Below are 24,193 nucleotides of genomic sequence, written 5' to 3'. Positions count from 1 at the left end.
CCCTTTTTAGACACAGGACTTCAAACAATTTTAAATATGTAAATTAATCCAGGGGAACATGGCGGGAGGAGTTAACAATTTGATGTAGAAATAATTGCCGTGCAATGCAGTTATTTGAGCTGCGATAAGGTAAAGTACTATTTTCGGGCTGGAGGCGTATGGTGAAAATGAGGAGACTGGTAGCGATCACAGTGTTTATTGCCATCATAGCTTGGGTCAATGTTGTGTTTGCTGCGGTGCTGCCGCAGGTGGACGCAGAAGCTGCCGTTGTCATGAGGGCTAGCGACAAGCGGGTATTGTATGCGAAAAATCTAGATAACATCATGTATCCAGCAAGTACGACCAAGATCATGACTTTGATTACGGCGCTGGAGCAAGGCGACCCGAACAGCGTTATCGTTGTTAGCCCAAAAGCGGCCGAATGTGAAGGCTCAAGCCTCGATCTGCGGGCAGGTGACCGTTTGACGCTAAGAGAGGCATTGTATGGATTGATGCTTGTTTCCGGAAATGATGCCGCCGAAGCCGTGGCTGAGAATGTTGCAGGTTCAGTGCCGGCCTTCGTCCAGTTGATGAATGATCAGGCTGAGAAAATTGGTACAATTCGCACCCACTTCAACAATCCCCACGGGTTGCCGGACCCGGTTAATCACTTTACTACAGCGTACGACCTTGCATTGATTACCGTGTACGGTATGCAAAATCCGGTGTTTGCGAATATTGTTTCTACCCGGGATTATGATGTTCATTTTGTGAGCCGGGGCGGTATCACCCACGCCAGAAACACTAATAAGCTGCTTGCTACATATGCGGGAGCAAACGGGGTAAAAACCGGTTTTACCAATGATGCCGGTGAGTGTCTTGTGGCTGCTGCCAAACGCAATGATGTCCAGTTGATTGCCGTAGTGTTAAACAGTGAAAAGCGCTGGGAAGATGCAACCCGTCTTTTGAACTATGGTTTTCAGCAGATGGGATTATAGAGTTGATCTAGAGTTTTGCACACAGGTAGAGCCTTGGATTAGCAGAATATATATTGATCCACGTTCCAGAAAGAAAAAGGGGGTGCCGTCGCAAATAGGTTTTTGATCCTATTAGACAGTCCCCCTTAGTATGCCTGTTTTACTACCTAAGCGATCTGCCGCTTTGCCAATGCAGCAAAAACACCGTTTTTCTCCATCAAATCAGAATATGTTCCCTTTTCGATAATATGTCCCTTTTCCATAACGTAAATAACATCGGCATTTTTTATAGTGCTCAGCCGGTGCGCTACAACAATTCGGGTGGCTTTGAGTTTAGCAATACTTTCCGTCACAATAGCCTGAGTACGGTTGTCGAGAGCACTGGTCGCTTCGTCAAAGATCAATATCCGGGGATGATTGACAATCGACCTTGCAATCAGTATGCGCTGGCGCTGACCACCGGAAATGTTGGAGGCTCCTTCACTGATAACGGTATGAATTCCCATCGGCATAGTACGAATATCTTCAGCCAACCCTACCATCTCGGCCGCCTGCCAGGCATCATCCTCAGTTAAAGGCAATGAGCCGACAATGTTGGTGAAAATATCGCCTGACATAAGTTGTCCATTCTGCAGTACCACTCCCATCTGGGAACGGACTGATGCCAAGTTTAATTCAGTCAAATCCTGCCCATCAAAAAATACCGAACCACTTTCCGGACGTTCGAAACCTAATAATAGTCTGAGCAACGTTGATTTTCCGCTGCCTGACCCACCGACAATGGCTGCAAATTGGCCGGGCTGAACAGTAAGTGAAATATTGCGAAGCACTGGCGGTCTATCACTTTGATAACGAAAGACAACATTGTTAATTTCAATTCTGCCGTGCAATGCCCCGGCTTCCAATTTTGCATCGACAGCTTCCGGTTCAGTCTGAAGAATTGGTTGAATACGTTCCATCAAAGGTACAATATCAAGCAAATTAATCAAAACTGGAAGCATGCCGATGATAGCCGCATTTAACCCGGTTAGTGCCGCGTTGAAACCCAAAAACTCCGGCTGAGTCATAAACGTAGTAGATGCGTCATCTCCAGCCTCCAGCCACAACATAGTAAGCCAAAATACCAGCATGGAGAGAATGACTGGCTGCACACTGTTGACAAACTCCAGCCAATTGCCCTTCCAGCGGGCTGCTCTGTTCCATTTCCATTCCTCACCAAACTCTTTTGCCCATAAATAGAAGGCTTGGGGTTCCCCGCCTTGCATACGGAACTTTGATAATCCATTAAAAATCTGTAATACTCTGCCTGCTGTTTTTCCAGAAGCTGTAGTCGTATTACGTTTACAGGCCATCAGCCGTACTGCAAGCAGCCCGGCGATTACCAAATACACCAACCATACAAGAACTACAGCCAGCGTTAGTTTCCAGCTGTAATAAATCATGACAAACAAACTCCAAAACGAAAATAACAAGTTGAATACCGTCGCTGCGGCCGAGCCTGACACTAACATCGACACCTGCGTCATGCCATTCATTCTATTGGCTAAATCGCCGGCCTGATATTTGCGAAAAAAAGCAGTAGGCAGTGACAGCAGCCTCAGCCATAACGCCGCCTGCACGGCAACCATGGCTTGGTTCTTTGCTCGCAACACAGCAATACCTCTGGTCAGGTTGACACCTGCTGTGGCAAAAGCTGACACCAACATAACCTGAATGACCATTACATGGCTTTGTCGGTCATTTATGGGGATGATGTCATCAAAAATAGTCTGGGTAACAAGCGGTGCCAGCATGGTTATAATCCCGGCTGCCAAACTGGCAAGAACAATCATCCACAAGTCACTGGCCCAGCATTTTTTTAGCATAAACCGGAACCATTGGGTAGTACTTACGGTTTTCCCGGGTAGCCCGGCATAAAAAATAAATGCATTGTGGCTAAGCTTAGCGGCAATCTCTTTTGTTACTTCAACACGTTCCAGCCCCGCCGGATCATGAAGAATATATTTTCCTGGCGAAGCCGGTACAAGTGCCACTGGTCGTTTATCTTCCCCGTAATATCCCAGCAAACCGCCGTTATCCTTTAGCCACCAGTCTGCTTCCAGTTTTACTAGGCGCGGCTGCATCCCGGCTAAACGGGCAATATTCTTTATCGCTGTATAGTCATGGCTTACCGGACTGGCACCAACCGGTAAACGCACTTGTTGTTCAGGAATTCCTAACTGACTGGCCAGCATCTTCATAATTGCCAGTATTGGTGAACCACCTGCAGCTGTTGACAACACCGGGCTGGCTAGGTCTTCCACATCTGAACGCAATAAATGCACAGCTGCACTTGAGAGCAAATGCTCCTGAAGCTGCCGGCGTTCCTGCAGTTGTTCATTATCCCGCTTGACTTCATCAGCGAAGTAATCAAGCATTAGCGTAGAAAACATTTGGTGGCAGTGGACTAACGGCTGCCAGAACCGGGCAGGCTCAGCTGCGAGCGCCAAAGGAAAAACTTCTTGTGTAGTCAACCCTAGTAGTTCAATGTCAGCTATTGCCCTGAGCCAAGTCATGTTTGCCAGCGGCAGCATCTGGCCGGAAGTCAATTTATGCTCCTGGCCAGCCACTATCCCGTAACCGATTTCTCCAGACAAGACCTGGGCCCAAACTAAGTAATCGCCAGCACAGACGGCTGCTCCGGCTGTTGCTTTAACAGTTTGTCCTGCAGGCAATGGTATAACATTGCGGGGAAGAGGCGTAGCTGCCGGATCAATTAACAAGGCCTGCAGCCACGCTTCCAGCATAAACCAAACACTTTCCAGCGCATGATCCCTCAGCTGGGCCGCCTCGTGTAAAAGGGCGTCTTTCTTCATTATTTTTAGTTTAGCTTGTTTTGCAGGCGTTACCATCAGCCGTATTTCCGCCCCTGCCAGTAGCGGCTCCAAACCAAATAATACCTGGCCTAAACCGGCTTCAAACAGAAAAGTCTGCTGGCGGCCCACAGGGGTAATCAAAACTGCAAAAACATCTACGCTGCCTTCCTGTATCTGCCATATGCTCTCAGGATCGTCCAGCCATACTACGCTGCCTGCAGTTAGCGTAGTATAATCACAGTATTTAGCCTTCATGATTCGCCACCCCCGGTGCCACTGTGGCACCTGTATCATTGTCAACCAATTGTTTATAAGGCCCGTCCTCTAACATCATGGTCTCATGCCTGCCGCGTTGCACCACTTTTCCCTGTTTCAGGACAATAATCTCATCACAATCCCGAATTGTGCTTAAGCGATGAGCTACCACCAGACAAGCACAGCCGCGGCGACGGATATTTTCGGTTACCAATTGCTCAGACAGCGGGTCTAACGCACTGGTGGCCTCGTCAAGTAACAGAATGGAGGGATTGCCGGCCAAAGTCCGGGCGATTTCCAATCGCTGCCGCTGGCCGCCGCTAAAATTTCGGCCGCCTTCTTCGACCAAAGCCTCATAGCCACCCTGTAGTTCAGCAATATCATCATGAATAGCCGCGTCTTTGGCAGCCCGGACAATGTCTGGGCGCCGCACCGCAGCATCGAATAAGGATAGATTGTCAGCCACCGAACCCTCAAACAGGAAAATGTCCTGATCGACAGCAGCTAACGACTTGATCATAACCTCCCGCGGGATACGCTGTCGTGGCAAACCATCAAATTCAATTTCACCCGACCAGGGCTGATATAATCCGGCTACAAGCTTAGCAACAGTCGATTTGCCGCTGCCTGACCCGCCCACCAGAGCCACTCGCCGCCCCGGCTCAATAACCAGGCTAAATCTCTCAATAAGCGGTGCTTCCAACCGGCTATAGCCAAAGGTAACATCCCGTAAATCTACCCGCCCGGACAGCTTAGCAACATCAAGGGGAGGCGGCTGCTCAGTGGAAAATACAGTTTCATCTTGTGGATAGCGTAGAACATCGTCAAGCCGGTGCATCTGCGTTTCGGTTGTCTGCAGCGATTGGGACAAAGCAATAAGCTTGCCAACCGGTTCCTGAAACCGTCCCATTAAATTTTGAAAAGCAACAAAAATACCCACAGTCATTAACCCGTCCATAATCTGAAAACCACCAACTGCCATAATGACAGCAGTATTAAGTCCATTAAGCAATGCAGGCGCCAATGTAAAAAATTGCGCAGACAACTCCACAGTCTGTGTCGTTTGTACCATTTTGCTCTGATAACCCGCCCACTTGGTAAAAAAGTCTCCTTCATTACCGTTAGCCTTAATCGTTTCTATTGTTTGAATCCCAGCAATAGCTACACCATAAGCCTTACCCATTTCCTGCTGAATTTTCATTTGCTGCTCGACAGCCCAGCGGAACATCAAACGCAATACACCAAGATTAATTAGTGTAAACACGACGCCGATAATTGTCAACGTGACATTGTATTGCAGCAATAGTACCAAGTAAAAAACAGCGACCGTTACATCCAGTACGGCTGTCGCCGCCTGACCAGTCAAAACGGAAGCTACGGACTCGTTAAACCGCAGCCGTGATGCCACTTCGCCGATAGAACGCTGTTGAAAAAAATCAATCGGCAGTCGCAGCAGATGCCACAGGTAACGACTGGAATCGCCGATAGTCATACTGCCCTGCCAACGGGTAAGACACCAGGAGCGCACCCAGGTAAGTGCTCCTTGCAGGACAACGGTAATTCCCATAGCCAGCAATAGGTTAAATAACCAATCAGTATGTTTACGGGACAGGATATCATCAAAAAACACCTGACTGAATACTGGGATAGCTAGTCCGGGAATAATGAGTCCTAACCCGGTAATCAGCGCGAATAATAGCGCTGTTTTATTGCCGCTAATCCGCCGCACTAATGCCGCTACTGTACTGGGGGCACTGCCGCCTTTTTGGAAATTGGCACCCGGAGTAAGGTTTATGGCAACACCAGTGTAAGAAGTTTCAAACTCTTCCCATGAAACCGTCCTGTGTCCACTGCCAGGATCATTAAGATACACTTTGTCATCCTTAAATCCTTCCAAAACCAAAAAGTGGTAAAAGTTCCAGTGGATGATCAAGGGAAATTCCTTGTTTTTTAGCTCTTCTGCTGAATAGCGCCAGCCTTTGGCCTCCATCCCCAGCCGCCTTGCCGCTTTCAAAATACTACTGGCCTTAGCTCCGTCCCGGGACACACCACACTCCATCCGCAACTTTTCCAGCGGCAGAAACAATCCATAATGCGATAATATAATACTCAAGGAAGCGGCTCCGCACTCAACAGCTTCCATCTGCAATACCACTGGCGTTTTAACACGTTTATTTTTATTCATGCTTAGTCACTCCGCAGCCAGTTGGTAAGTTTCCGGAATGCCTTGGCGACAGGCGGCTCCCGTTTGACAACAATACTGCCGGTACAGGCAGCACCCGGTGTAATCGGATCTGGCGAACCCCTAACCGAAGACCATAGATAGCCGCTGGCGGTTTCCTTATCTTTAATTAAATCACCCCGGACTTCGACTACAGCACCGCCGCCGCGCTGGGTAATCCAATTGGTCATTTCCTTATTGCCAACCCAGTTATAAATGCTTTCGGAGGATACCGGGTACTCAGACACTTGATTTACCCTGGCAATCAACGAGCCATATTCCGAGGTATCAACAGCCCCGGGATTAACCTGGATAATCATGCCTGGCATAATTTTTTTACCGTCTAAGACTGGTACATAGAGCACAACATCCAGATCTTCACGCTCCTGATCAAGACGCACGCCAAAAATCGGGTCGCCGGCCTGAATCAACTGACCCAGTTTAACCTTTTGCTCTGTGACTACCCCGTCAAAAGAACTTACTATTTTATCTTCACTGCTCTGTTTTGCGAATAAGGCATCTAACTGAGCTGCCTTGCCAGTCATATCAGCGATTGAAGAAGCTGTGCTCATTTCCCCCCTAACCCGGGCAATATCCTGTCCGGTAGCCGGCTGTATCATAGTGGCAACCACCTGCCCTTTATGAATGCGGGCACCCATTTCAACATGCAGTTGCACAATTTTCCCGCTAGCCAAAGGTACAATATTGGCCACTCCATTGGAATCGATTATCATGCCAGCCCCGTTGACCTTTGTGGCCATTACGCCAAAAACAGCCCAGATCATCCCGGAGAATATCAGCAGCAATATAGCTGCCAGCGTTACCCATCCCAAAGGGGTAGTAATAGACACCAATTTGTCCAATTCTTCAGGCGAACGCAGACGATCCAAGGCCTTCTGCTGGAATACCCCCCGACTCTGTTCCATTGCCACGCTTGTTATCTCCTTTCTTTTGCACTCCTGCAGAACTATTAGGGAGATCCCGGTGTTACCTGTACCATTTTTCCCGGTACAAGCCCAATTTTGCCGGAAACCACAACAACTTCTTCTGCTGCCAAGCCTTTACGTATTTCAACATAAGTATCGTCCTGTATGCCGGTAAGAACCTGACGTTTTTCTAATCGATTATCGGCAGTAACAACAAAGACACAGGCTTCCCGGTTTGTTTTCTCTTCCTCCATCAGTGCAGCGCGGGGTATAGCCAACACTTTTTTTTGATCTGCGCGCGCAATTTTTACCCCGAAATAATCCCCAGGCTCCAATAGTATAGCGGGATTATTTACCTTCCAAACCACTGTCCGATACGGAGAAGGGGCATTAAGCGACGGTTCAACACTCACTATAGACACAGCAAATTCCTGGTCAGATGCTTGGTTACTTGTCCGGTAGTTGGAGTTATACAGTTTATCTAGTACATTGTCCTGTGTTATAAATAGTTTTAAGTTGCCATCCAGCGGCAGAAGCGATCGCAATATCTCATCATGCAGATTGGTTCTGGCAAACAGGGTCGCGAAATCTCCGATCATGGCTAACGAATCACCTGCTCTGATGGTAGTGCCGGCAAAATGATATACCTTCAGCACTTCACCTTCCCGGGGGGCTATAATTTTTTGGGCAGCCACCCGGGTCCCCATCTGTTCAAGATAGGCCTGATTGGAGGAAATCTCGGCCATAGCCACGCTCCGGTTAGCTTCGGCTTCATCCATCTGCTGGCGGGAAATAGCACCTGTATTAATAATCCCCTGGTATCGTTTCAGCGTCTGATCCCATTTAATATAATTGGCCGTAGCTTCATTGATCTTGCTCTGCGCCTGCACCAACTGCGACGGCAGCTCATCGTTAACAACCTCGCCTAATATCTGACCTTCCCGTACCCGGTCACCAGGCGAAATATAAACTTTGGTAATTGTACCGTCGACTTTGAAATGGGTATCCAGCATGGAATCTGCCTGCAATGTGATTGATGACAAATATAAAGTCGGGGTTAGTTCCCGGTATTGTGCTGACGTACCAACCACTGTCGAATACTGAGCAGCGGAAAGCTTTTCCACATGAGTGTTACTGGCACTGTTAATATAAATACCATAGCCGACCAGCATAACAACCACCAGCATAATAGCAGCTAAAGTAACAAAAATATATCTGTTCCGCATACCGCACCTTCTTTACCTTAAAACTCTGAAAAAGTCATCCAATACCGCCGTTCAAACGCCAGCAGCAACTCGGTAACCCTGACGCTAAACTCGCCCAAGGTCAGTTCCTCTCCCCAGGACGGATATAACCGCTCGGCGATTTGCCGTACCGTTAACTTGCCCACCGAGTGCAGCAATACCTCGCTTTCTAAAGCGGACAAGCGGTAATGATAAATACAGAAACCAATCCCGTCATGGTTGGTAAGATTAACACAGCGCACCGGGCGGTAGCTGCTAAGACTTCCCGGAATAATCTCGGCAGAATACTTCATGCCATTATTCAATCTGGTTAAATAAATAGCTTTGTGGGGTTCAGCGGTTAACACCTGATACCAGTCTGCAAGCAGACCATACTTCTCCCGCAGGTAAACGGACTGTACACTTCGTTGCAAAGAAACCTCTTCTTTACAGGTGTTCATGGTAGCAGCAATGGTTTTTTTTACTTTTTGTTCTAAGGCAAAAATCTGTTCCCGTGACAGGGTTTCGGTTTCAACAATAGGATAATCAGCCATCGAGGTGAAGGATTCAATATCCAGAATACGTAAGCCATACTGGCAGGGATTGGTAGTCATCGGTGTATTGGGCAGCGGCATATACAAAGAGGTATGAATTTCGACCATTCCTGGGCCCAGCTTAATCAGCTTTTGGGCAAATTCGGTGGATTGGCGCACGGTTTCTTCGGTCTCCAGCGCACCGCCGACAATAATATTGAACACTACCTGAGGCACACCGGCTTTGAAGCAGAGCCTGATAACTTCTTCAATATCAGCCAGCGTCGTCTGTTTGTTGTATTTATCAAGCACGGCCTGAACGCCGGATTCGACCCCAATCTGCAGCCGCACCATACCTGCTTGCAGCATCAAGGGAATCATTTGCGGCTGACGGACAAGCATCCGGACATGCCCCTCACAATACCAGACAAAATCATGGTTTTCTCTGAGACGGGACAATCCGGCACATAGTTCGGACACCCGGCCGACATCTAAAGTAAAGGTATCGTCATGAAACAATACCACTTTCCGTTTCTGTTTCTTATCCATCCGGTCCAGTTTTTCTTCTAGTTCTGCTAGCACATTGGGAACACTGCGGTAGCGGACGGTACGCGTATTATGACCCTCATAGCAGAAAGCACAGGCAAAAGGACACCCCCGGCCTGTGAGCATATGAATCACTCTGTCGTCAAAAGACTCGGGCAAATGATGATCTGCATTCGGCAAAGGGATGGTATCTAAATCGGCAATCAGCGGCCGCTCCGGCGTGACCACCACTTTTTCGGCATCATCCAAAAAAGCTATACCATTAATACTGCCAAGTGTGCCTTTGCCCTCAAGGAAATACTGCGCCAGCTCATAAAAGGTTTCTTCGCCCTCGCCCCGCACCACGGCATCGGCTCCCGAATCCTGCAGAAAACTTTGAGCTAAAGCCACAGCTTGCGGCCCGCCAACCACTACCGGCAAGCCGAAAGAGCCTTTGATATATTTGCACAATTCAACAGTCTCTGATTGATTGTAGAAGTGGCAGTACAGCCCCACCAGGCGTACTCCGGCTTCAGTAATTTCCTGTTTCAATATTTGGGCTGCTTTATTGACTTCGCCGCAATAAACCCGTGCTGTATATCCCCGGGCGTCAGCATAGCTCGCCAAGAGACTCAGTCCGGTAATTTCCGGCAGTTTTGCTATCTGGCCGCGAAAGTAATACCGCTCGGCATGAACCAACAAAATCTTATACTGCAATGGGTTCCCTCCTCCTGTAACTATTCCGCTTTTATCTAAAAGCGGGAAAATGTTACCCAGCACCGGCGGTCAAATTGCTGCAATATCGCGATGACTGCGGCAGCAAACTCTGCTTCGCCCTGGGGACTGCCAAACTCTGCTCGCAGTCGACTGATGATGTCGCCAACAGTGCGCTTGCCAACAGTATAGGCCAGTACGGCAGTTTCCAGCGGAGCCAGGTTATAACCGTGGATACGAACTCCTTGTCCGCTATGGCCTGGCAAAGGCACCGTGCGTAAAGGCCGCCAATTCAGCAGTTCTTCAACTGTCAGCGCAGTAATGCGTTTCGTACCTGTGATCATAGCCAGACGGCTGAAAAATAACCGCTTATGTTCCTCTCTGATAAGAAACGGATACCATTCGCCTGTCTTGCCGTAAGTTAAGGCCGTCCGGCAGGAAACCAGTGCCTGTTCCACGTCGACTTCGTCGGTCAGCCGACGCATTGTCTGCACTAGCGTAGTGAAAAATTCCTGTTTAATTTTTTGAATATCTTCCCGTGTTAGAGCTGCGGTTGCCACAACCGGATAATCGTCGACTCCCCGTGAAAACTCGGAAGCCGGATCAAGCAGCTCAATGCCGTACTCTTCCGGATGGCGGGTCATGGCGGTATTGGGTAACGGCATATAAACAGGCAAGCCAATTGCCAGCATACCTTTGCCCAATTCCAGCAGTTCTATAGCAAATTTTGTTGACTGGGCAATCGTTTCTCTGGTTTCAAAAGCACCGCCAATAATAATATTGCAGTACACCTGAGGTACGCGGTGTGCGGCGCAAAGTCGCACTACTTCTTTAATTTCTGCCAGTGTGACTTGTTTGTTATATGTATCAAGAATGTCCTGAACCCCAGACTCTACACCGATTTGAATCCGTCCCAGGCCGGCTTCTACCATGAGCGGAATGATTTCCGGATGGCGGTAGATGGTCCGGACATGACCTTCGCAAAACCACATAAAGTCATATTTTTTGCGTAAACGTTTCAACCCCTGGCAGAGTGCAGTCACTCGCTGATAATCAAGGGTGAAGGTATCGTCCGAAAAAGCCAGAAATTCTTGGGGTTTATTGCTGGTTGCCAGATGCGTTTCCACCTCAGCCAGTACATTAGGTACACTCCGGTAACGAACCCCGGCGGTATTATGGCCCTCATAGCAAAAAGCGCAGGCAAACGGACAACCTCGCCCGGTCATAATATTGACAAACGTCTTGCGCTTGATATTTTCTAATCTATTGTCAGCCTTGGGAATAGGCAGGCTGTCAAGATCATGAATGAGTTCCCGTTCCCTGGTAATGACTGACTTCCCGGCTAAATCACGAAACACAATCCCGGCAATTGCTGCCAGTTCACCTTTTCCATCCAAATAATGAGCTAAAAGTTCCAGAAAGGTTTGTTCTCCTTCCCCCCGCACTAAAACGTCAGCACCGGAAGCAGTAAGAAATTCCTGGTCTAAGACAGCCGTTTGCGGCCCGCCCACTAACACAGGCACACCATGTTGTTGTTTAACATAAGAGCTTAAAGCAATAACTTCGGTCATATTATAGTAATGACAGTAGAACCCCACCAATTGTACGCCTTTATTGGTTAATTCCTCGTCAATCACAGCAGCGGCATCATTCACTTCGCCATCATACACTTTTACGGCATACCCCTGCCTGTCGGCGCAGGCTGCTAGTAAATCCAGCCCCAGCAGGGATACAGCCGGCCGGAAGTACAGTTGCTGCGGGTCAGAGGCCTTTTCTGCTTGTATCAACAGTACCTGATATTTGTCCATTTGACCTCCCATAGCAGTAATTTCAAATTTCTTTGCCGAAGCCGCTAACTTTGAACCCGGCCAGATGTGCCTGGTTCAAAGTTAGCATGTACGGCAAATTTAGGAGAGGTTTATGCGCAAGCAACGGTAACAGTAGTAGTTACAACAGATACCGTAATGGACGTCTCGGACGGACCCCAGCCACCAGCAATTCCGTCAAGCTCTTCATCTGACAATTCTGCCGGGTTGCGTAGAATGCGGAAATAGATTTTATTCGGCTGATCTTCTACCAGCACCACTTCCAAGGAAGCCGGCAGGGGTTTTTCAATGAATTTCTCCAAAACGCCTTTAGGATCACGACGCAGCTCTTCCAAGAACTTAGGATCCTCCCAGGTCTTTTTTGATACCAATTGTTCATAGTCACTCCGGGTCATTGACTTTTTTTCTTGCTTTTGTTCTGTCATTGTATTCATCCTCCAATTTGCTTATTTAGGAAAATTCCATACAATCGGCTGTTGTATAGCCTCCTAGCGTTAGCTCCCCTCGCTCTTCATTTCTTCTCTATTACGCGCAAGCTACAACAACACCAACAGTTGCCACAGTAGAGGCCACAGTAGAGGCCACATTGGTCGTATCATGCGAATCCCAGCCGCCGGCAATGCCGTCAAGCTCTTCATCTGACAATTCTGCTGGGTTGCGCAGAATGCGGAAATAGATTTTATTCGGCTGATCTTCTACCAGCACCACTTCCAAGGAAGCCGGCAGGGGTTTTTCAACGAATTTCTCTAAAACGCCTTTAGGATCACGACGCAGCTCTTCCAAGAACTTAGGATCCTCCCAGGTCTTTTTTGATACCAATTGTTCATAGTCACTCCGGGTCATTGTCTTTTCTTCTTGTTTTTGTTCTGTCATTTTTATTCATCCTCCATTTGCTTATTTGGGAAACTTTCATACAACTGATTGTCTTATAGCGGTTTGATGTTAGCCCCCTTTCCCTCTTCTGTTCTTCTCTATTAAGCCAGCATCAAGACAGGCAAGGAAAAAAAGATAGGCTGCCTTGACTGGTAGTGAAGAGCTAAAAATCAGGCTAGGTAATGATGTATTGCAGATAGGCTTTAGCCCGCGGCGGCGCCTTTTGCTGAAAGTCAAGCTTAATATGACTAATTGTCCGCAGTAACACTGGTTCGCCTTGCAACCAGTCGTCGGTACTGCCGTCACGCCAACCGCCAGGCCAGGCTAACACGCCTGCTCCTTTATCGGCCGTTATCCAATCGCGTTTAGTCAGCCTATTGACAAATTCCGGCCACAATGTACTGTGCTTTTGTTCACGCACACTGTGAACCTGGGACAAATCAATTTCTAATCCCACTTTTGGTCCCACACCGGTACCGATATCAAGATCTACCGCCGAAAAGACACTGCCATTTTGGCAAAGTTTTGTGTCCAAATCAGGCGTATCTGCAAACGGACTGAGGCCTAACTCAGAAAAAATCACCTTTAGGTCCGGCCCCGTAATTGAAAATGCGCATAGTCGCAGCGGCGCCTGGGGGCGTGACAGCATAATACCTATCTGAAAGCCCGCGCACACCGGCGCAAGCAGAGCTAAACACCGTGCAAGCACCTCGCCCTGACTTGCAGGCATAGTTACACCAAGGGCCTTAAGCCCAGCCAGTACCGCCGGCAAGTAGTTCTGCGGCTCATGACCAAACACGCCAAAAAAGAAACTGGGAACAGGTATAGCAGCGGGCGGCTTGGCCAAATCAAACTCAAGCCACACTTCATCACGAATAAATGCCGCCTGGTTTGCTGCTTTGAGCCACCAAGCACCAAAGGCAGCAATCTTTTGCCAGGCTGGGTCGACAGCGAACCCCGGTGGCAGCTGCAATTCTCCCCACTGGCTGCGCGTCAGGCATATAAAGAAATCACCACGCTTATCCTCTTGCCCCAGCGGACACTCCAAGCCGAAATTGCGGGCTTGGGGAAAAAAGCCGATACGTTCGGTCAATAATTCGATATAATCACAACGTTCAGACCCAATTAGCCGGCTAAGCGAGGAATCTATTTGTTCCTTGTCACCAACCGGACTCTGCCGGAGCTGGCGAAAGTAATTTGCCAGAATGCTATTTTTCATGCTCATTACCACCTCGCAGAGCAAGCTGCCGCCAGGCCGCCGCTATCTGCCCCTTGTCCTGACAATGAAAAAACAGTGTGTGGTTGAGTCTTTCCTGTAACCAATTTTCTTCTTCAAACAAGTAGTACAATACCGGCTCACCACAGGGCCTTTTGCCTGACGAATGTATAAGCCAATGTTTTGCCGCTAACATGGCCTGATGCAAAGCTGGCAGACTCTTGTTATTTGCCGATTTTGCCTGCCTAAGGGTCAAGAGGGCAGCTGCAGTGTCAATAACAGAAAGATTCCAACTGCCATTATCCTGCTGTTTTTTAAGAACATATGAAACCGCTTTGGCCATTGCCGCCATATGGTTTTCCGTGTCGACCGCACTGAGCAGCCGCAGACTATACCAGGTAGTAATCAGATAGGAGGGAAACCATTTTCCCCGCCAAAAACCTTGTTCGTTCTGAGTACGCCTTACATGTTCTACACAAGCTGCAATCTGGCTCTGATACTCAGTTGGCGCCAAACAAGCCAGTAAATAACCAATCATACCGGTAGCATCAGCCGAAGCACCCTGCCAATATTTCGCTCGTCCCTTGCGAATGGTGCAAAAGGCACCAGCGTCCTGATCATAAAACTGTTCTACCAGTTTTTCCAGACTGCGCAAAAGAAACTGCCTGTCGGTTCCGGTTTCCCATAATCCCTCCAATACCAAGGCACTGTCTTCAGCCGTTACCCCGAATCCGGTTTGGTATTCCCATAACCCGTTCAGACTAGCGCTTATCAGATATTGTTGCAGCCGTATATCGCCGGTAGCCTGCAAGATCAGGCCATAAAAGGCAATATTACCTTCCTCGCTGTGCTTGATAAAGACCGGCCGGGAGCCGTCCAGCCTGTAGGTATAGACATCAACTAAGAAGGTATCCTGATATCTTACGAAATCCTCCGCTGCCTCCAGGAGCGCACGGGCCGCGCGCCCTTGCTCGGCGCCAGCCTGAAGGGCGGCCGCCATACCATATGGCATAATATCCCGGCCGTCAGCCACAGCCACATATTCTCCAGCTAAAAACACCTGTGCTGATGGTTTGACAGCTTGTTTATCCCATTGGCCGTAGCTTTGGGTATTGATGATGGGTCCTAAATAATCCCAGCGTTGAATGTCGGTAAAGATTATCTGCTGGCGCTGGCAAAACTCCAGATTGATCAACTCTTGAATAGTTCCTTCAACAACTACATCATCTGTCATAGTTTTGAGCGCAGCAGCTTTTGCACCGGCATAATATACAAGCAACACCCGAACCTGCTTGTCCAGGGTATGGTGCTGAATAATTGTACTTGTGGATAACTGCGGCGTAACAAGATACGCAAAATCAGGAATGCTGGCCCCTTTAATGCCAACAGCTACTACCACTCCAGCACCGTAAGCCAACGACTTCAAAAATGCCTGACTGGGTGAATCAATCTGTGTAATCATGGTTCTAGCCAGCGGTGCTGGCACGGTAACCAGCACCGTCCGGGCCAAAAGTTCCTGTCTTTCTCCTGCTTTGTTACAAATAATTCGCACTATTCCGGTTTCTTGAATAACAGCTTCTACCTCAGTATTAAGCCAAAGTTCACACTTCGATCCTAACGAACTCAGGAAACTATCAATAATTGCTGCATTGCCGCTCACCAAATGGGAACAGCTGTGTTTTACACAGGCATCCCGCTGCCGGGTTGGGATATAAGAACTCAGCTCACCGGGATGAATGACCTGAAAAAATGCTGAGAGGACTTCCTGACAATCCTGGCTCATCGTATTATAGTCAGGCGTTTGATCCTCATGGAATTTATAAAAAGCGCTCCGGGCTTCCTCCCGAAGCCGCCCGCCGACTGAACCAATGCAAGACATAACCCCGGTACCAAAAAAGAGCTGCCCGTTATACAGTAGACCAACCTTTTCTGATTCGTCCATTATCTCATGCTGCCCCAAAGCAAACGGCAGCAGCGTACTTTCCAAACGGAAAATAGCACCCAAATCATAATGAAAACTGCCAAATGCACCTGTCTTTACCCGTCCGCCAGCAGCAGCTTCTTTTTCCAAAACAGCGATTTTCATGCCTGCTAATTCCCAGGCAGCAGCTAGTCCGGACAACCCAGCGCCAATAATCACCGCATCATAGTATTGGTTCATGGTTATCTTACCTCCTTGAGTGAATGAAGGCATTTCTTCGCATATTTTGACAGATATAGACTTATTTTACCTTCTTCTTACATTTATTTTTAATATAACACATTCTTAAATCCAAGTTTTTAAAGATTTTACAAAGATTCTATTTTAAGGAAGTTGGCAATGTGTGCTAAGGTAACTACCAAGGCTGCATAAGACTAACAGTAAGAGTCACTTGTCAGCTTAATTTACTAACGAAAGCAAATATAACTTAATGTAAGAACAAAAAGTGGGCCTGTCATCAATAAATGAGACAGGCCCTTTGTGCATTTATCTCTATTGTGATAATAGTTCGTCCAGTAATCCCATTGCCTGATGTTTGTTAGCAATTACCGAGTGCAAATATATAGCAGTAATTAGAAGCAAGGGAAGTTCAATTCACTGCGTAAGTCTGAGTTTCATATCAAACAAATGAAATCTCCAAAAGTATTTATTATTAGATTTATATTATCCAGAAGGTTTCTACCATTTTTTGTCGAATAATTAAAAATATATATAAAATTATTCAATAAATACGGAGGTGGTCTGCATGTCGATTATGGATATAATCGAAAAAGGCAAAAAACAACGTAAGCAAAAGGAACGGAAGAAAACCTTACAAAATGCAGCAATTGGTGCTGCCATTGGTGTAACTGTTGGAGCAGCCGCTGGCGTACTATTGGCACCGAAGGCAGGCAAGGAAACGCGGGCTGACATTGTCAACGCTGCTAAAGAACTGCCTGTGAAAGCTAAAGAAATTGTTGAAAAAACTAAAGAAAAGGTTGAAGAGGCGAAGAAGACAATCGCCGAAAAGACGAATTCCCCTGTGGAAGCGGAAGGCTAACCATAATGTTCTCCTGTAAGAAAGTATAACTTTCCGTCTGGATAAGGACAACATCGGCTTCCGCTATCGCCAAAGGCTCGGCGCAAGCCGTGTTTACTTTATCACAGGAAGGAGTGGGCGGCGGTCGGGCAGGAATGCCCGGCCGTTGTTGATTAATTGTGCCGAAAGAGGGGATTAATGTGTATATCTCACTATACGATCTGGCCTATTTTATCCTATTTGTGTTGGCTGTTATCATTGCTGGATATCTAATTGCAGTTTTACGGCGAGCGTTAGGTGTCCTTAGCCTGGTTCAAGGAATTTTGACTGCTCACCAAGGTGACATACGAGCAACCGTTTCTCTATTCCAGGAAACGCTCACCAATGTCAATGAACTTACCGTGAGTTTAAAGGAAGCAACTGTTCAGACTGCTAGCGCAGTTCGCGCAATTCCAAGTGAAATTACCGATACGGTAGAGGATTTGCGGGAAAGTTTCGAGACCTTCGCTCTCTATGCCAGGATTGCTGGCGAGGTCGTCAAGTCGGTATTTTCAAAGTAGCTTGCATAATGACGAAGTGAACCAACTCCAGAGTTGCTATGTGAGCCTATTGAGCGCCAAAACCAATCTATTTATTAATAGCAATTCTTAAGCCGCCCCTTGGGGCGGCTATTTATATAAGAAAAGAGGCCCGAATATTGCGAACTTTTCTAGGGGAATGCCCAAGCAGGGCAGGAAAATTAAAAAAAACTGTTGTAATGTAGCTAAAACTAACTGTATAATAAATTGTGATAATTTATATTTGTTTATGTTAGTTTATGTTTGTTTATATTTATAGACTAAATAAATGATTTTAATGAAAGATGCATGATTTATTAGTAATCGATACAAAGTTGTGTCAGCTAAATGTAGTTTAATTTTAATTACGTTAGCTGATTTTTTATATCTGATTAGAATGTGACGGGGGGAGTTATTGTGTTAATAGGACTGGGGCCGCTATTGATTGATTGTTTGGAAGTCGGGTTGCAGGAGGATTGCCCCTATGGGGATATTACAACCGAAATGCTAGAGTTTTCCGGTCAGGGCAGATTTCGCTTTATAAGCCGTGTTGAGGCTGTTGTTTCCGGTACGCCACGCCTAAAAAAATTCTTCGAATCAAAAATGCTTCAGGTTGGTGAATATCAGCTTCCCGGCCAAAAAGTTTTACCAGGTGGTGTAATTATTGAAGCTGTGGGAGAGCTTACGACATTGTTTAAATTGTGGCGGATTTGCCAGACTTATCTTACTGTGCTGTGCGCAATTGCGACTCGGACAAGTAGGCTGGTAGAGGCCGCTAAAACGGTAAATTCTGATATTCAGATTGTAGTTGCTACGCGCAAGGCTCATCTGGGAATGCGTATTGATGAAATGGAGGCCGTGTTAGATGGCGGGGCGTTATATCATCGCAACTCGCTGAGTGATACAATCCTGATAACACAGAATCATCTACGGATACTGGGTGAATTGCCACAGAATCTCTATTCTTTGCAGCACAAAATTGAACTTGAGCCTAGCAGCGAAGAAGAAGCGTACCGATATGCTAGAGCTGTAGATGTTATGTTGCTTGACCACTTTGAACCTGAGGTTCTTCGTGACGTTACAGGTAAGCTGCGGGAGATCAATCCCCGGCTGAAACTCGGGGTGGCAGGAGGCGTTACGTTAGAAACGGTAAAAGATTATGCCAGTCACGTAGACATTATTGTGCTTAGTTCGGTCTTGTACGCTGCGCCGCTTGATATTACCTGTCGGATAGAAAAAGTCTAGAGGAGGTTAAGTACCAAAGTGAAGACAAAACTAATTACGGTTTTATTATTCATGTTGATTGCAGTTATCGTACTCACTGGTTGCGGCGGGAACAAGGAGGTTTCCTCTCAGGCTGCCCAGCAGACACCGGTTGAGTTGAATGTCTCGGCTGCACTGGGTTTGAAAGAAGCTTTGCTGGATATTCAGAAAGACTATGAGGGAAAAAATCCTAATATCAAAATTATCTATAATTTGGCAGCTTCCGGGATTCTCGCAACTCAGATTGAGCAGGGCGCACCTGCAGATCTATTTATTGCGGCAGCTAATAAGCAATTAAACGACCTACAGGCAAAAGGGTTGCTAATGTCCAATACCCGCCGGCCTTTGGTCGGTAATGAATTAGTGCTTATTACAGCCAAAAATGCGCAATTATCGCTCAAGAGTTTTCAAGATATTGAAAAGGTAAAGAGTTTCGGACTGGGTGCTCCGGAAACGGTACCTGCCGGCCAATACGGTATGGAGGTTCTAAAAAAAATTGGGATTTGGGATGTTGTAAAAGACAGGGCCGTACTTGCCAAAGATGTTCGCACCATCTTAACTCATGTTGAGACTGGTAATGTCGACGGAGGGATTGTGTTTTCCACCGTGGCGGCGACTAGCGATAAGGTGGTTGTTGTTGCCAGAGCACCGGCAGGTTCGAATGAGCCGATTGTTTTTCCGGCTGCAGTATTAAGCAATGCCAAAAAACCTCAAGCTGCAGATGAGTTTCTGACCTATCTCGCTGGCCCTGAGGGAATGAAGGTATTTGTAAAGTACGGATTTAAAGCCATAGGTGCGAATCAATAAAGACTTCCATCCCAGTGACCTGACACCATTTTTTTCTCAGATAAGTTTATCCTGTTTAAAATACTAGCAGGGATAATCTTTCGAAAGATGAAATAAATTAAGGTAATAAGGGTAATGGGAGATGGTCTTTTGAAGAAGGTTAACGTCGGGATTTTATTCGGAGGTAAGTCGGCTGAGCATGAAGTTTCCTTACAGTCGGCAAAAAACGTTATTGATGCGATCGATAAAGAAAAGTATGATGTAACCTTAATTGGCATAGACAAAACCGGGCAGTGGTACTTAAATGACAGCTCGCAATTTCTGCTCAATAGTAATGATCCGAAAACTATTGCGCTAAGTAAAACGGGAAAAGATGTAGTATTAGTGCCTGGGAAGGAAAGTCAAAAACTTTTACATATTGCCGATAGCCGGATAAGCGGCAATATTGATGTTGTTTTTCCGATTCTGCACGGCCCATATGGTGAGGATGGTACGGTTCAGGGGCTGCTGAAATTAGCAAATGTCCCCTTTGTCGGGGCAGGGGTTTTGGGATCTGCGGTTGGTATGGACAAAGATGTAACTAAACGTCTCTTGCGGGATGCGGGTATTCCTATTGCTAAATTTTTGGTTGTGTATAAGTGGAATCAGGCTCAGTTAAACTTTGACGAAATTTCACAGTATCTAGGCTTGCCGCTCTTTGTCAAGCCAGCAAACGCGGGGTCTTCCGTCGGTGTCAGTAAGGTGAAAACTGAGCAACAGTTTATCAACGCTGTTGAAGAGGCATTTAGATTTGATACCAAGGTGCTAATTGAGGAGTTTATTGCAGGCCGGGAAGTGGAGTGTGCTGTTTTAGGTAACGAGATGCCAATTGCCTCCAGGATTGGAGAGATTATCGCCCAGCAAGAATTTTACTCTTATGAAGCAAAGTACATAGATGAGAATGGGGCTGTTTTGTCTATTCCAGCAAAAATCCCTAGTGAGGTAGAAAAAGCGATTCAGGAGCTAGCGATCAAGGCATTTAAGGTACTTTGCTGCGAAGGAATGGCCAGAGTAGATTTTTTCCTGACGAAAGATAATAAAGCAATTATTAATGAAATTAATACCATTCCAGGTTTTACGAAAATTAGTATGTATCCAAAGCTGTGGGAAATCAGCGGCATCAGTTATCCTGAGTTAATTGATAAACTCATCCAGTTAGCACTTGAGCGGCATGCTAGAGAGCAGCAATTAAAAACATCTTACGTCTAAACGGGTTCTTTGTTGGCGCCCATGACTGTTTGTACAGGCATGGGTGCTATTTTGCATTCAAATGAAAGGGAATACACGCGTCCATATCGAACGTTAATAAAAATACTATGTAAATAATAGTTATTAGTAAATGATGAAATCGGGTTGGCGATAATGTAAATGATAACGCAAGTTTTCTTGATAGTTTTAGTGACGTTGGTGTCAATTATTTCTAATGGGTTATTTAATACCGTATCTGCAGGGGAAAAGTCTAAACATAACATTTACCCTATAACTGATTTTGAATTGATGGAAGATGCAGGTGGCCAATATAGTATTGATACCATAAGATCACCTGGCTTTACTAATCAATTTAAGCAATATCCCCATGAAGTAATTTCTCTAGGTATTACCAAGTCTGTGTACTGGATACGCTTTCAGCTGCCGCCCAATGATCCCCAAACGATGACTGCCAGTCAATTGCTACAGTTCAAAAATCCGAATATTGACAAGATCGACCTATTTATACCCATTGCTGACCAGAATGCGGCTTCGGGTTTACATTATCTTACAAGAGCAGTAGGCGTAAGTAGACCGGCAGCGAGCAGAGACGTTCTGGATAACACCTGGGTATTTTCTATTCCCGATCAATACCGGCAAGATCAGTTTTTGTATCTTCGGCTTGAAAGTAGTTCGGCTTTGCGGCTGCCTGTTGTACTATGGCGGGAGAATTCATTTATCACAGAGGCTTTTTTGAAAAATATCGGTTTTGGTATTTTCTATGGGATTCTCCTAGCTATGCTTTTTTTTAATCTTTTTATATTTTTTGTTTTGCGAGATAAAGCCTACTTGTTTTATGTTTTATATATTGGCTTCATGTTGCTGTATCAGTTTCAGGTGCATGGCTATCTAAGGCTGTGGTTGGACATTTCCTATGAACTGTATAATGCCATTTTTTGGGTATGGTTAGCTGCTGCATTTATCTCGTCGATTTACTTTACTCATCATTTTCTGCAAGTTCGCAGTGAAAATACCCTTTGGAATAAGATTAGGGCAGCACTTTTGGTAACAGCCCTACTGCAGGGTATCTTAGGTGTTTGCGGCTATAATATTTGGGCTAACCAAATTGCACACGGTTTGGGTTTGGCAGGACCACTTGTGATCATGGTGCTGGCTGTTTTTCGTTTGCGTCAGGGTTTTCGGCCAGCCCGTTTTTATCTGCTTGCCTGGGGCGTGCTCTCAATAGGAATTGTAGTATGGGTGCTGGCAGCGTATATACCAGATACATTTTCTGCTGTCAATTATCTATTGGTTGCAACAGCTTGTGAATCAATATTGCTTTCCTTTGCTTTATCGGACAGATTTAAAACTTTACGGTTAAAAGAAGCTGCCTTGACGAAGAACATGCAGTATTACCGGGATTTAAGCCTTACTGATGAACTGACCGGCTTGTATAATAAACGGTACTTAACAGAGCTACTGGGACGGGAAGTAGATACAGCACTGCAGGATGGCAGGCTATTGACACTCATGGTGATTGACATTGATCACTTCAAAACGTATAACGATAGTTACGGTCATTGGCAAGGCGATCAAGTGCTGATTCGGCTTGGTAACGTTCTGCTGAATGAACTGGAAAAATCGCAGCCAGCTTTTCGGTATGGCGGTGAAGAGTTTGTTGTCTTGCTGCCTAATACCAATTGTGATGACGCCATACGGATTGCAGATGGTATTCGGGAAAAGATCCAGACTGAAGAGTTTACGCTTGATCCTAATGTGACGGTAACAGTGACAGCCAGTGTCGGTTTAGCAGAGTTAACCTGTGATGACAATGCTGAGAAGCTATTTCAGCGTGCTGATGAAGCGCTGTATAAAGCTAAGGCAGCCGGAAGAAACCAGGTTGCATGTTTATAACCGGCATTCGAAATATGAGTTATGAGATTTGTCGAATGTTACAACTTTATGGAAGAAGACCAAAAGATTTAAGTTGTCTTTTGGTCTTCTTCCATTGCCGGCTTGCAGTATACGCTAACTTCTTTTCAACACTATTGATCTGTTAAACTCTGGTTATTATCAAGAAAAAACCTAGTAAAATAGAATAGCATCATGCTATATTATAGAGAAATATGGCATAAATGAGGGAGGTGTAAGCAAAAGGTGGTGGAGGGATCATTAAGAAGTGACACTATTCTTAGTCAGATTGGCAGCCGTAGCCAGGCAGAGAAGATAGTTGAAATAGATGAAAAAATGATTAATTTTTTGGTTTTTCAACTGGGGAAGTATTTATTTGCTTTCCATGGCAGTCAAGCTCGTGAAATTCTGCCTTTTACGGGGATAACCTGGATTCCCGGTGCAACTGCGTTAATCCCAGGGGTGATTAATGTACGGGGTGATGTGGCGGCGGTGCTTGATTTAAAGCAGGTACTTAGTATTAGTGAAACCGGGAGAGGGGTAACAGGTGGTTTTTTTGTAATGGTACGGGAAGGGGACGGACGAAACGGAATTTTGGTGGATAATATTGTGGATGTTGTGGATGTACCGGTATCTGCAAATGTGCAGCTGCTGCCAACCATGGACGAACGTTTCAGGCGTTTTGCATCAAGTCAGTTTGAATATGAAAATAAAATGGTAACAGTGTTGGATGTTGTCTGGATTATAGAAAAGGTAAATTCCTAACGAGGTTATGAATGTGGAACAGAATGAACTCCAACTATTGGTTTTTTCGATAGGGGACACTCGCTATGGTATTGATATTGACCAAATTGCTTATTTAATGAATTTTGATGTTGCCGGGAATGCTGTAGGTTTTGAACAATTGATGGCTATAGGTTCTTCAGCAGACTGCAATTATTCAAAAATGCTAATTATTAAACAAAAAACAGGGACGCCTATCCTGATTAATGAGCCTGACGAGGTAGCAATATTCTCGGTACACGATATTCGCAGACTGCCTGATATTCTGACTAAATGGGCGGGAAATAAAGGCGTATGGGGACTTTTGCCGCAGGAGCGCGGTGTAATAATACTGATTGACTTTTATAAAAATCAACTGTTTAATCCGATGACTAACCCGCTCTAAGACTCCCGTCCTCTATAGGCGGGAGTTAAGAGCGGCTAAGTCCCTGGATAAGGTCGACTAAACTTCAGATGGGGTTAAAAACCCCACCTGAAGCTAAGTCTCTCTTTATCGACTTGCAAGTAGTAGTAATAATCAGATATGAGGTACAGTCATATAAGG

The 24,193-nt window shown here is 46.1% G+C and carries 19 protein-coding genes; 9 read left to right on the top strand and 10 right to left on the bottom strand.

Features of this window, described 5'->3' with window-relative positions; genetic code table 11:
- The first annotated feature begins 167 nt into the window (after nt 1-167).
- Complete coding sequence (locus B9A22_RS14275; protein ID WP_084576619.1) at nt 168-977, top strand: D-alanyl-D-alanine carboxypeptidase family protein; 810 nt, start codon at nt 168-170, stop codon at nt 975-977.
- A gap of 146 nt (nt 978-1,123) precedes the next feature.
- Here the strand turns inward: B9A22_RS14275 and B9A22_RS14270 are convergent, their stop codons facing one another.
- The 10 genes from B9A22_RS14270 to B9A22_RS14220 form a co-directional block, all read right to left on the bottom strand.
- Nucleotides 1,124-4,066: an NHLP bacteriocin export ABC transporter permease/ATPase subunit gene (locus tag B9A22_RS14270; protein ID WP_176215527.1), complete on the bottom strand. Its 2,943-nt coding sequence runs from the start codon at nt 4,064-4,066 to the stop codon at nt 1,124-1,126.
- Nucleotides 4,056-6,251 (bottom strand): NHLP family bacteriocin export ABC transporter peptidase/permease/ATPase subunit, encoded by a 2,196-nt coding sequence (locus tag B9A22_RS14265; RefSeq protein WP_084576469.1) that lies wholly within the window; start codon nt 6,249-6,251, stop codon nt 4,056-4,058. The genes B9A22_RS14270 and B9A22_RS14265 overlap by 11 nt, the downstream gene beginning before the upstream one ends.
- A 2-nt stretch (nt 6,252-6,253) precedes the next feature.
- A complete protein-coding gene (locus B9A22_RS14260; RefSeq protein WP_245823999.1) occupies nt 6,254-7,213 on the bottom strand; it encodes an HlyD family efflux transporter periplasmic adaptor subunit in 960 nt (319 codons plus the stop codon).
- Nucleotides 7,214-7,257: 44 nt separating this feature from the next.
- A complete protein-coding gene (locus B9A22_RS14255; RefSeq protein WP_084576466.1) occupies nt 7,258-8,439 on the bottom strand; it encodes an efflux RND transporter periplasmic adaptor subunit in 1,182 nt (393 codons plus the stop codon).
- 17 nt (nt 8,440-8,456) lie between these two features.
- Complete coding sequence (locus B9A22_RS14250) at nt 8,457-10,211, bottom strand: B12-binding domain-containing radical SAM protein (RefSeq protein WP_176215526.1); 1,755 nt, start codon at nt 10,209-10,211, stop codon at nt 8,457-8,459.
- A 35-nt stretch (nt 10,212-10,246) separates the two neighbouring features.
- Nucleotides 10,247-12,016: a B12-binding domain-containing radical SAM protein gene (locus B9A22_RS14240; protein WP_176215525.1), complete on the bottom strand. Its 1,770-nt coding sequence runs from the start codon at nt 12,014-12,016 to the stop codon at nt 10,247-10,249.
- 110 nt (nt 12,017-12,126) lie between these two features.
- Nucleotides 12,127-12,459: an NHLP leader peptide family RiPP precursor gene (locus B9A22_RS14235; RefSeq protein ID WP_176215524.1), complete on the bottom strand. Its 333-nt coding sequence runs from the start codon at nt 12,457-12,459 to the stop codon at nt 12,127-12,129.
- Between the two features lie 100 nt (nt 12,460-12,559).
- Entirely contained in the window at nt 12,560-12,907 is a 348-nt protein-coding gene (locus tag B9A22_RS14230; protein WP_084576460.1) for an NHLP leader peptide family RiPP precursor, read from the bottom strand.
- 175 nt (nt 12,908-13,082) lie between these two features.
- On the bottom strand, nt 13,083-14,126 hold the full coding sequence (locus B9A22_RS14225) for a hypothetical protein (RefSeq protein WP_084576458.1): 1,044 nt from the start codon (nt 14,124-14,126) through the stop codon (nt 13,083-13,085).
- Nucleotides 14,116-16,284: an FAD-dependent oxidoreductase gene (locus B9A22_RS14220; RefSeq protein WP_176215523.1), complete on the bottom strand. Its 2,169-nt coding sequence runs from the start codon at nt 16,282-16,284 to the stop codon at nt 14,116-14,118. Before B9A22_RS14220 ends, B9A22_RS14225 begins: the two co-directional genes overlap by 11 nt.
- 565 nt (nt 16,285-16,849) lie before the next feature.
- On the opposite strand from B9A22_RS14220, the gene B9A22_RS14215 reads away from it, so the two are divergent.
- The 8 genes from B9A22_RS14215 (at nt 16,850) to B9A22_RS14180 (ending at nt 24,034) form a co-directional block, all read left to right on the top strand.
- A complete protein-coding gene (locus tag B9A22_RS14215; RefSeq protein ID WP_084576445.1) occupies nt 16,850-17,143 on the top strand; it encodes a YtxH domain-containing protein in 294 nt (97 codons plus the stop codon).
- Nucleotides 17,144-17,322: 179 nt separating this feature from the next.
- Nucleotides 17,323-17,682 carry a hypothetical protein gene (locus B9A22_RS14210; RefSeq protein WP_084576443.1) on the top strand — a complete coding sequence of 120 codons (360 nt, stop codon included), beginning with the start codon at nt 17,323-17,325 and terminating at the stop codon, nt 17,680-17,682.
- A 414-nt stretch (nt 17,683-18,096) separates the two neighbouring features.
- Complete coding sequence (locus tag B9A22_RS14205) at nt 18,097-18,924, top strand: beta/alpha barrel domain-containing protein (RefSeq protein WP_245823996.1); 828 nt, start codon at nt 18,097-18,099, stop codon at nt 18,922-18,924.
- 18 nt (nt 18,925-18,942) lie between these two features.
- Nucleotides 18,943-19,749 carry a molybdate ABC transporter substrate-binding protein gene (gene modA / locus B9A22_RS14200; RefSeq protein ID WP_084576441.1) on the top strand — a complete coding sequence of 269 codons (807 nt, stop codon included), beginning with the start codon at nt 18,943-18,945 and terminating at the stop codon, nt 19,747-19,749.
- A 129-nt stretch (nt 19,750-19,878) separates the two neighbouring features.
- Entirely contained in the window at nt 19,879-20,976 is a 1,098-nt protein-coding gene (gene ddlA / locus B9A22_RS14195; protein WP_084576439.1) for a D-alanine--D-alanine ligase, read from the top strand.
- A gap of 159 nt (nt 20,977-21,135) precedes the next feature.
- Nucleotides 21,136-22,869 carry a sensor domain-containing diguanylate cyclase gene (locus B9A22_RS14190; RefSeq protein WP_084576437.1) on the top strand — a complete coding sequence of 578 codons (1,734 nt, stop codon included), beginning with the start codon at nt 21,136-21,138 and terminating at the stop codon, nt 22,867-22,869.
- Nucleotides 22,870-23,112: 243 nt separating this feature from the next.
- Nucleotides 23,113-23,631: a chemotaxis protein CheW gene (locus B9A22_RS14185; protein ID WP_084576435.1), complete on the top strand. Its 519-nt coding sequence runs from the start codon at nt 23,113-23,115 to the stop codon at nt 23,629-23,631.
- Between the two features lie 13 nt (nt 23,632-23,644).
- Entirely contained in the window at nt 23,645-24,034 is a 390-nt protein-coding gene (locus B9A22_RS14180; RefSeq protein WP_084576434.1) for a hypothetical protein, read from the top strand.
- Nucleotides 24,035-24,193: the final 159 nt, after the last annotated feature.

Origin of the sequence: Sporomusa malonica (assembly GCF_900176355.1) — a bacterium.
In the GTDB taxonomy this organism is placed as follows: domain Bacteria; phylum Bacillota; class Negativicutes; order Sporomusales; family Sporomusaceae; genus Sporomusa; species Sporomusa malonica.
This window is presented reverse-complemented; position numbering and strand designations above follow the sequence as displayed.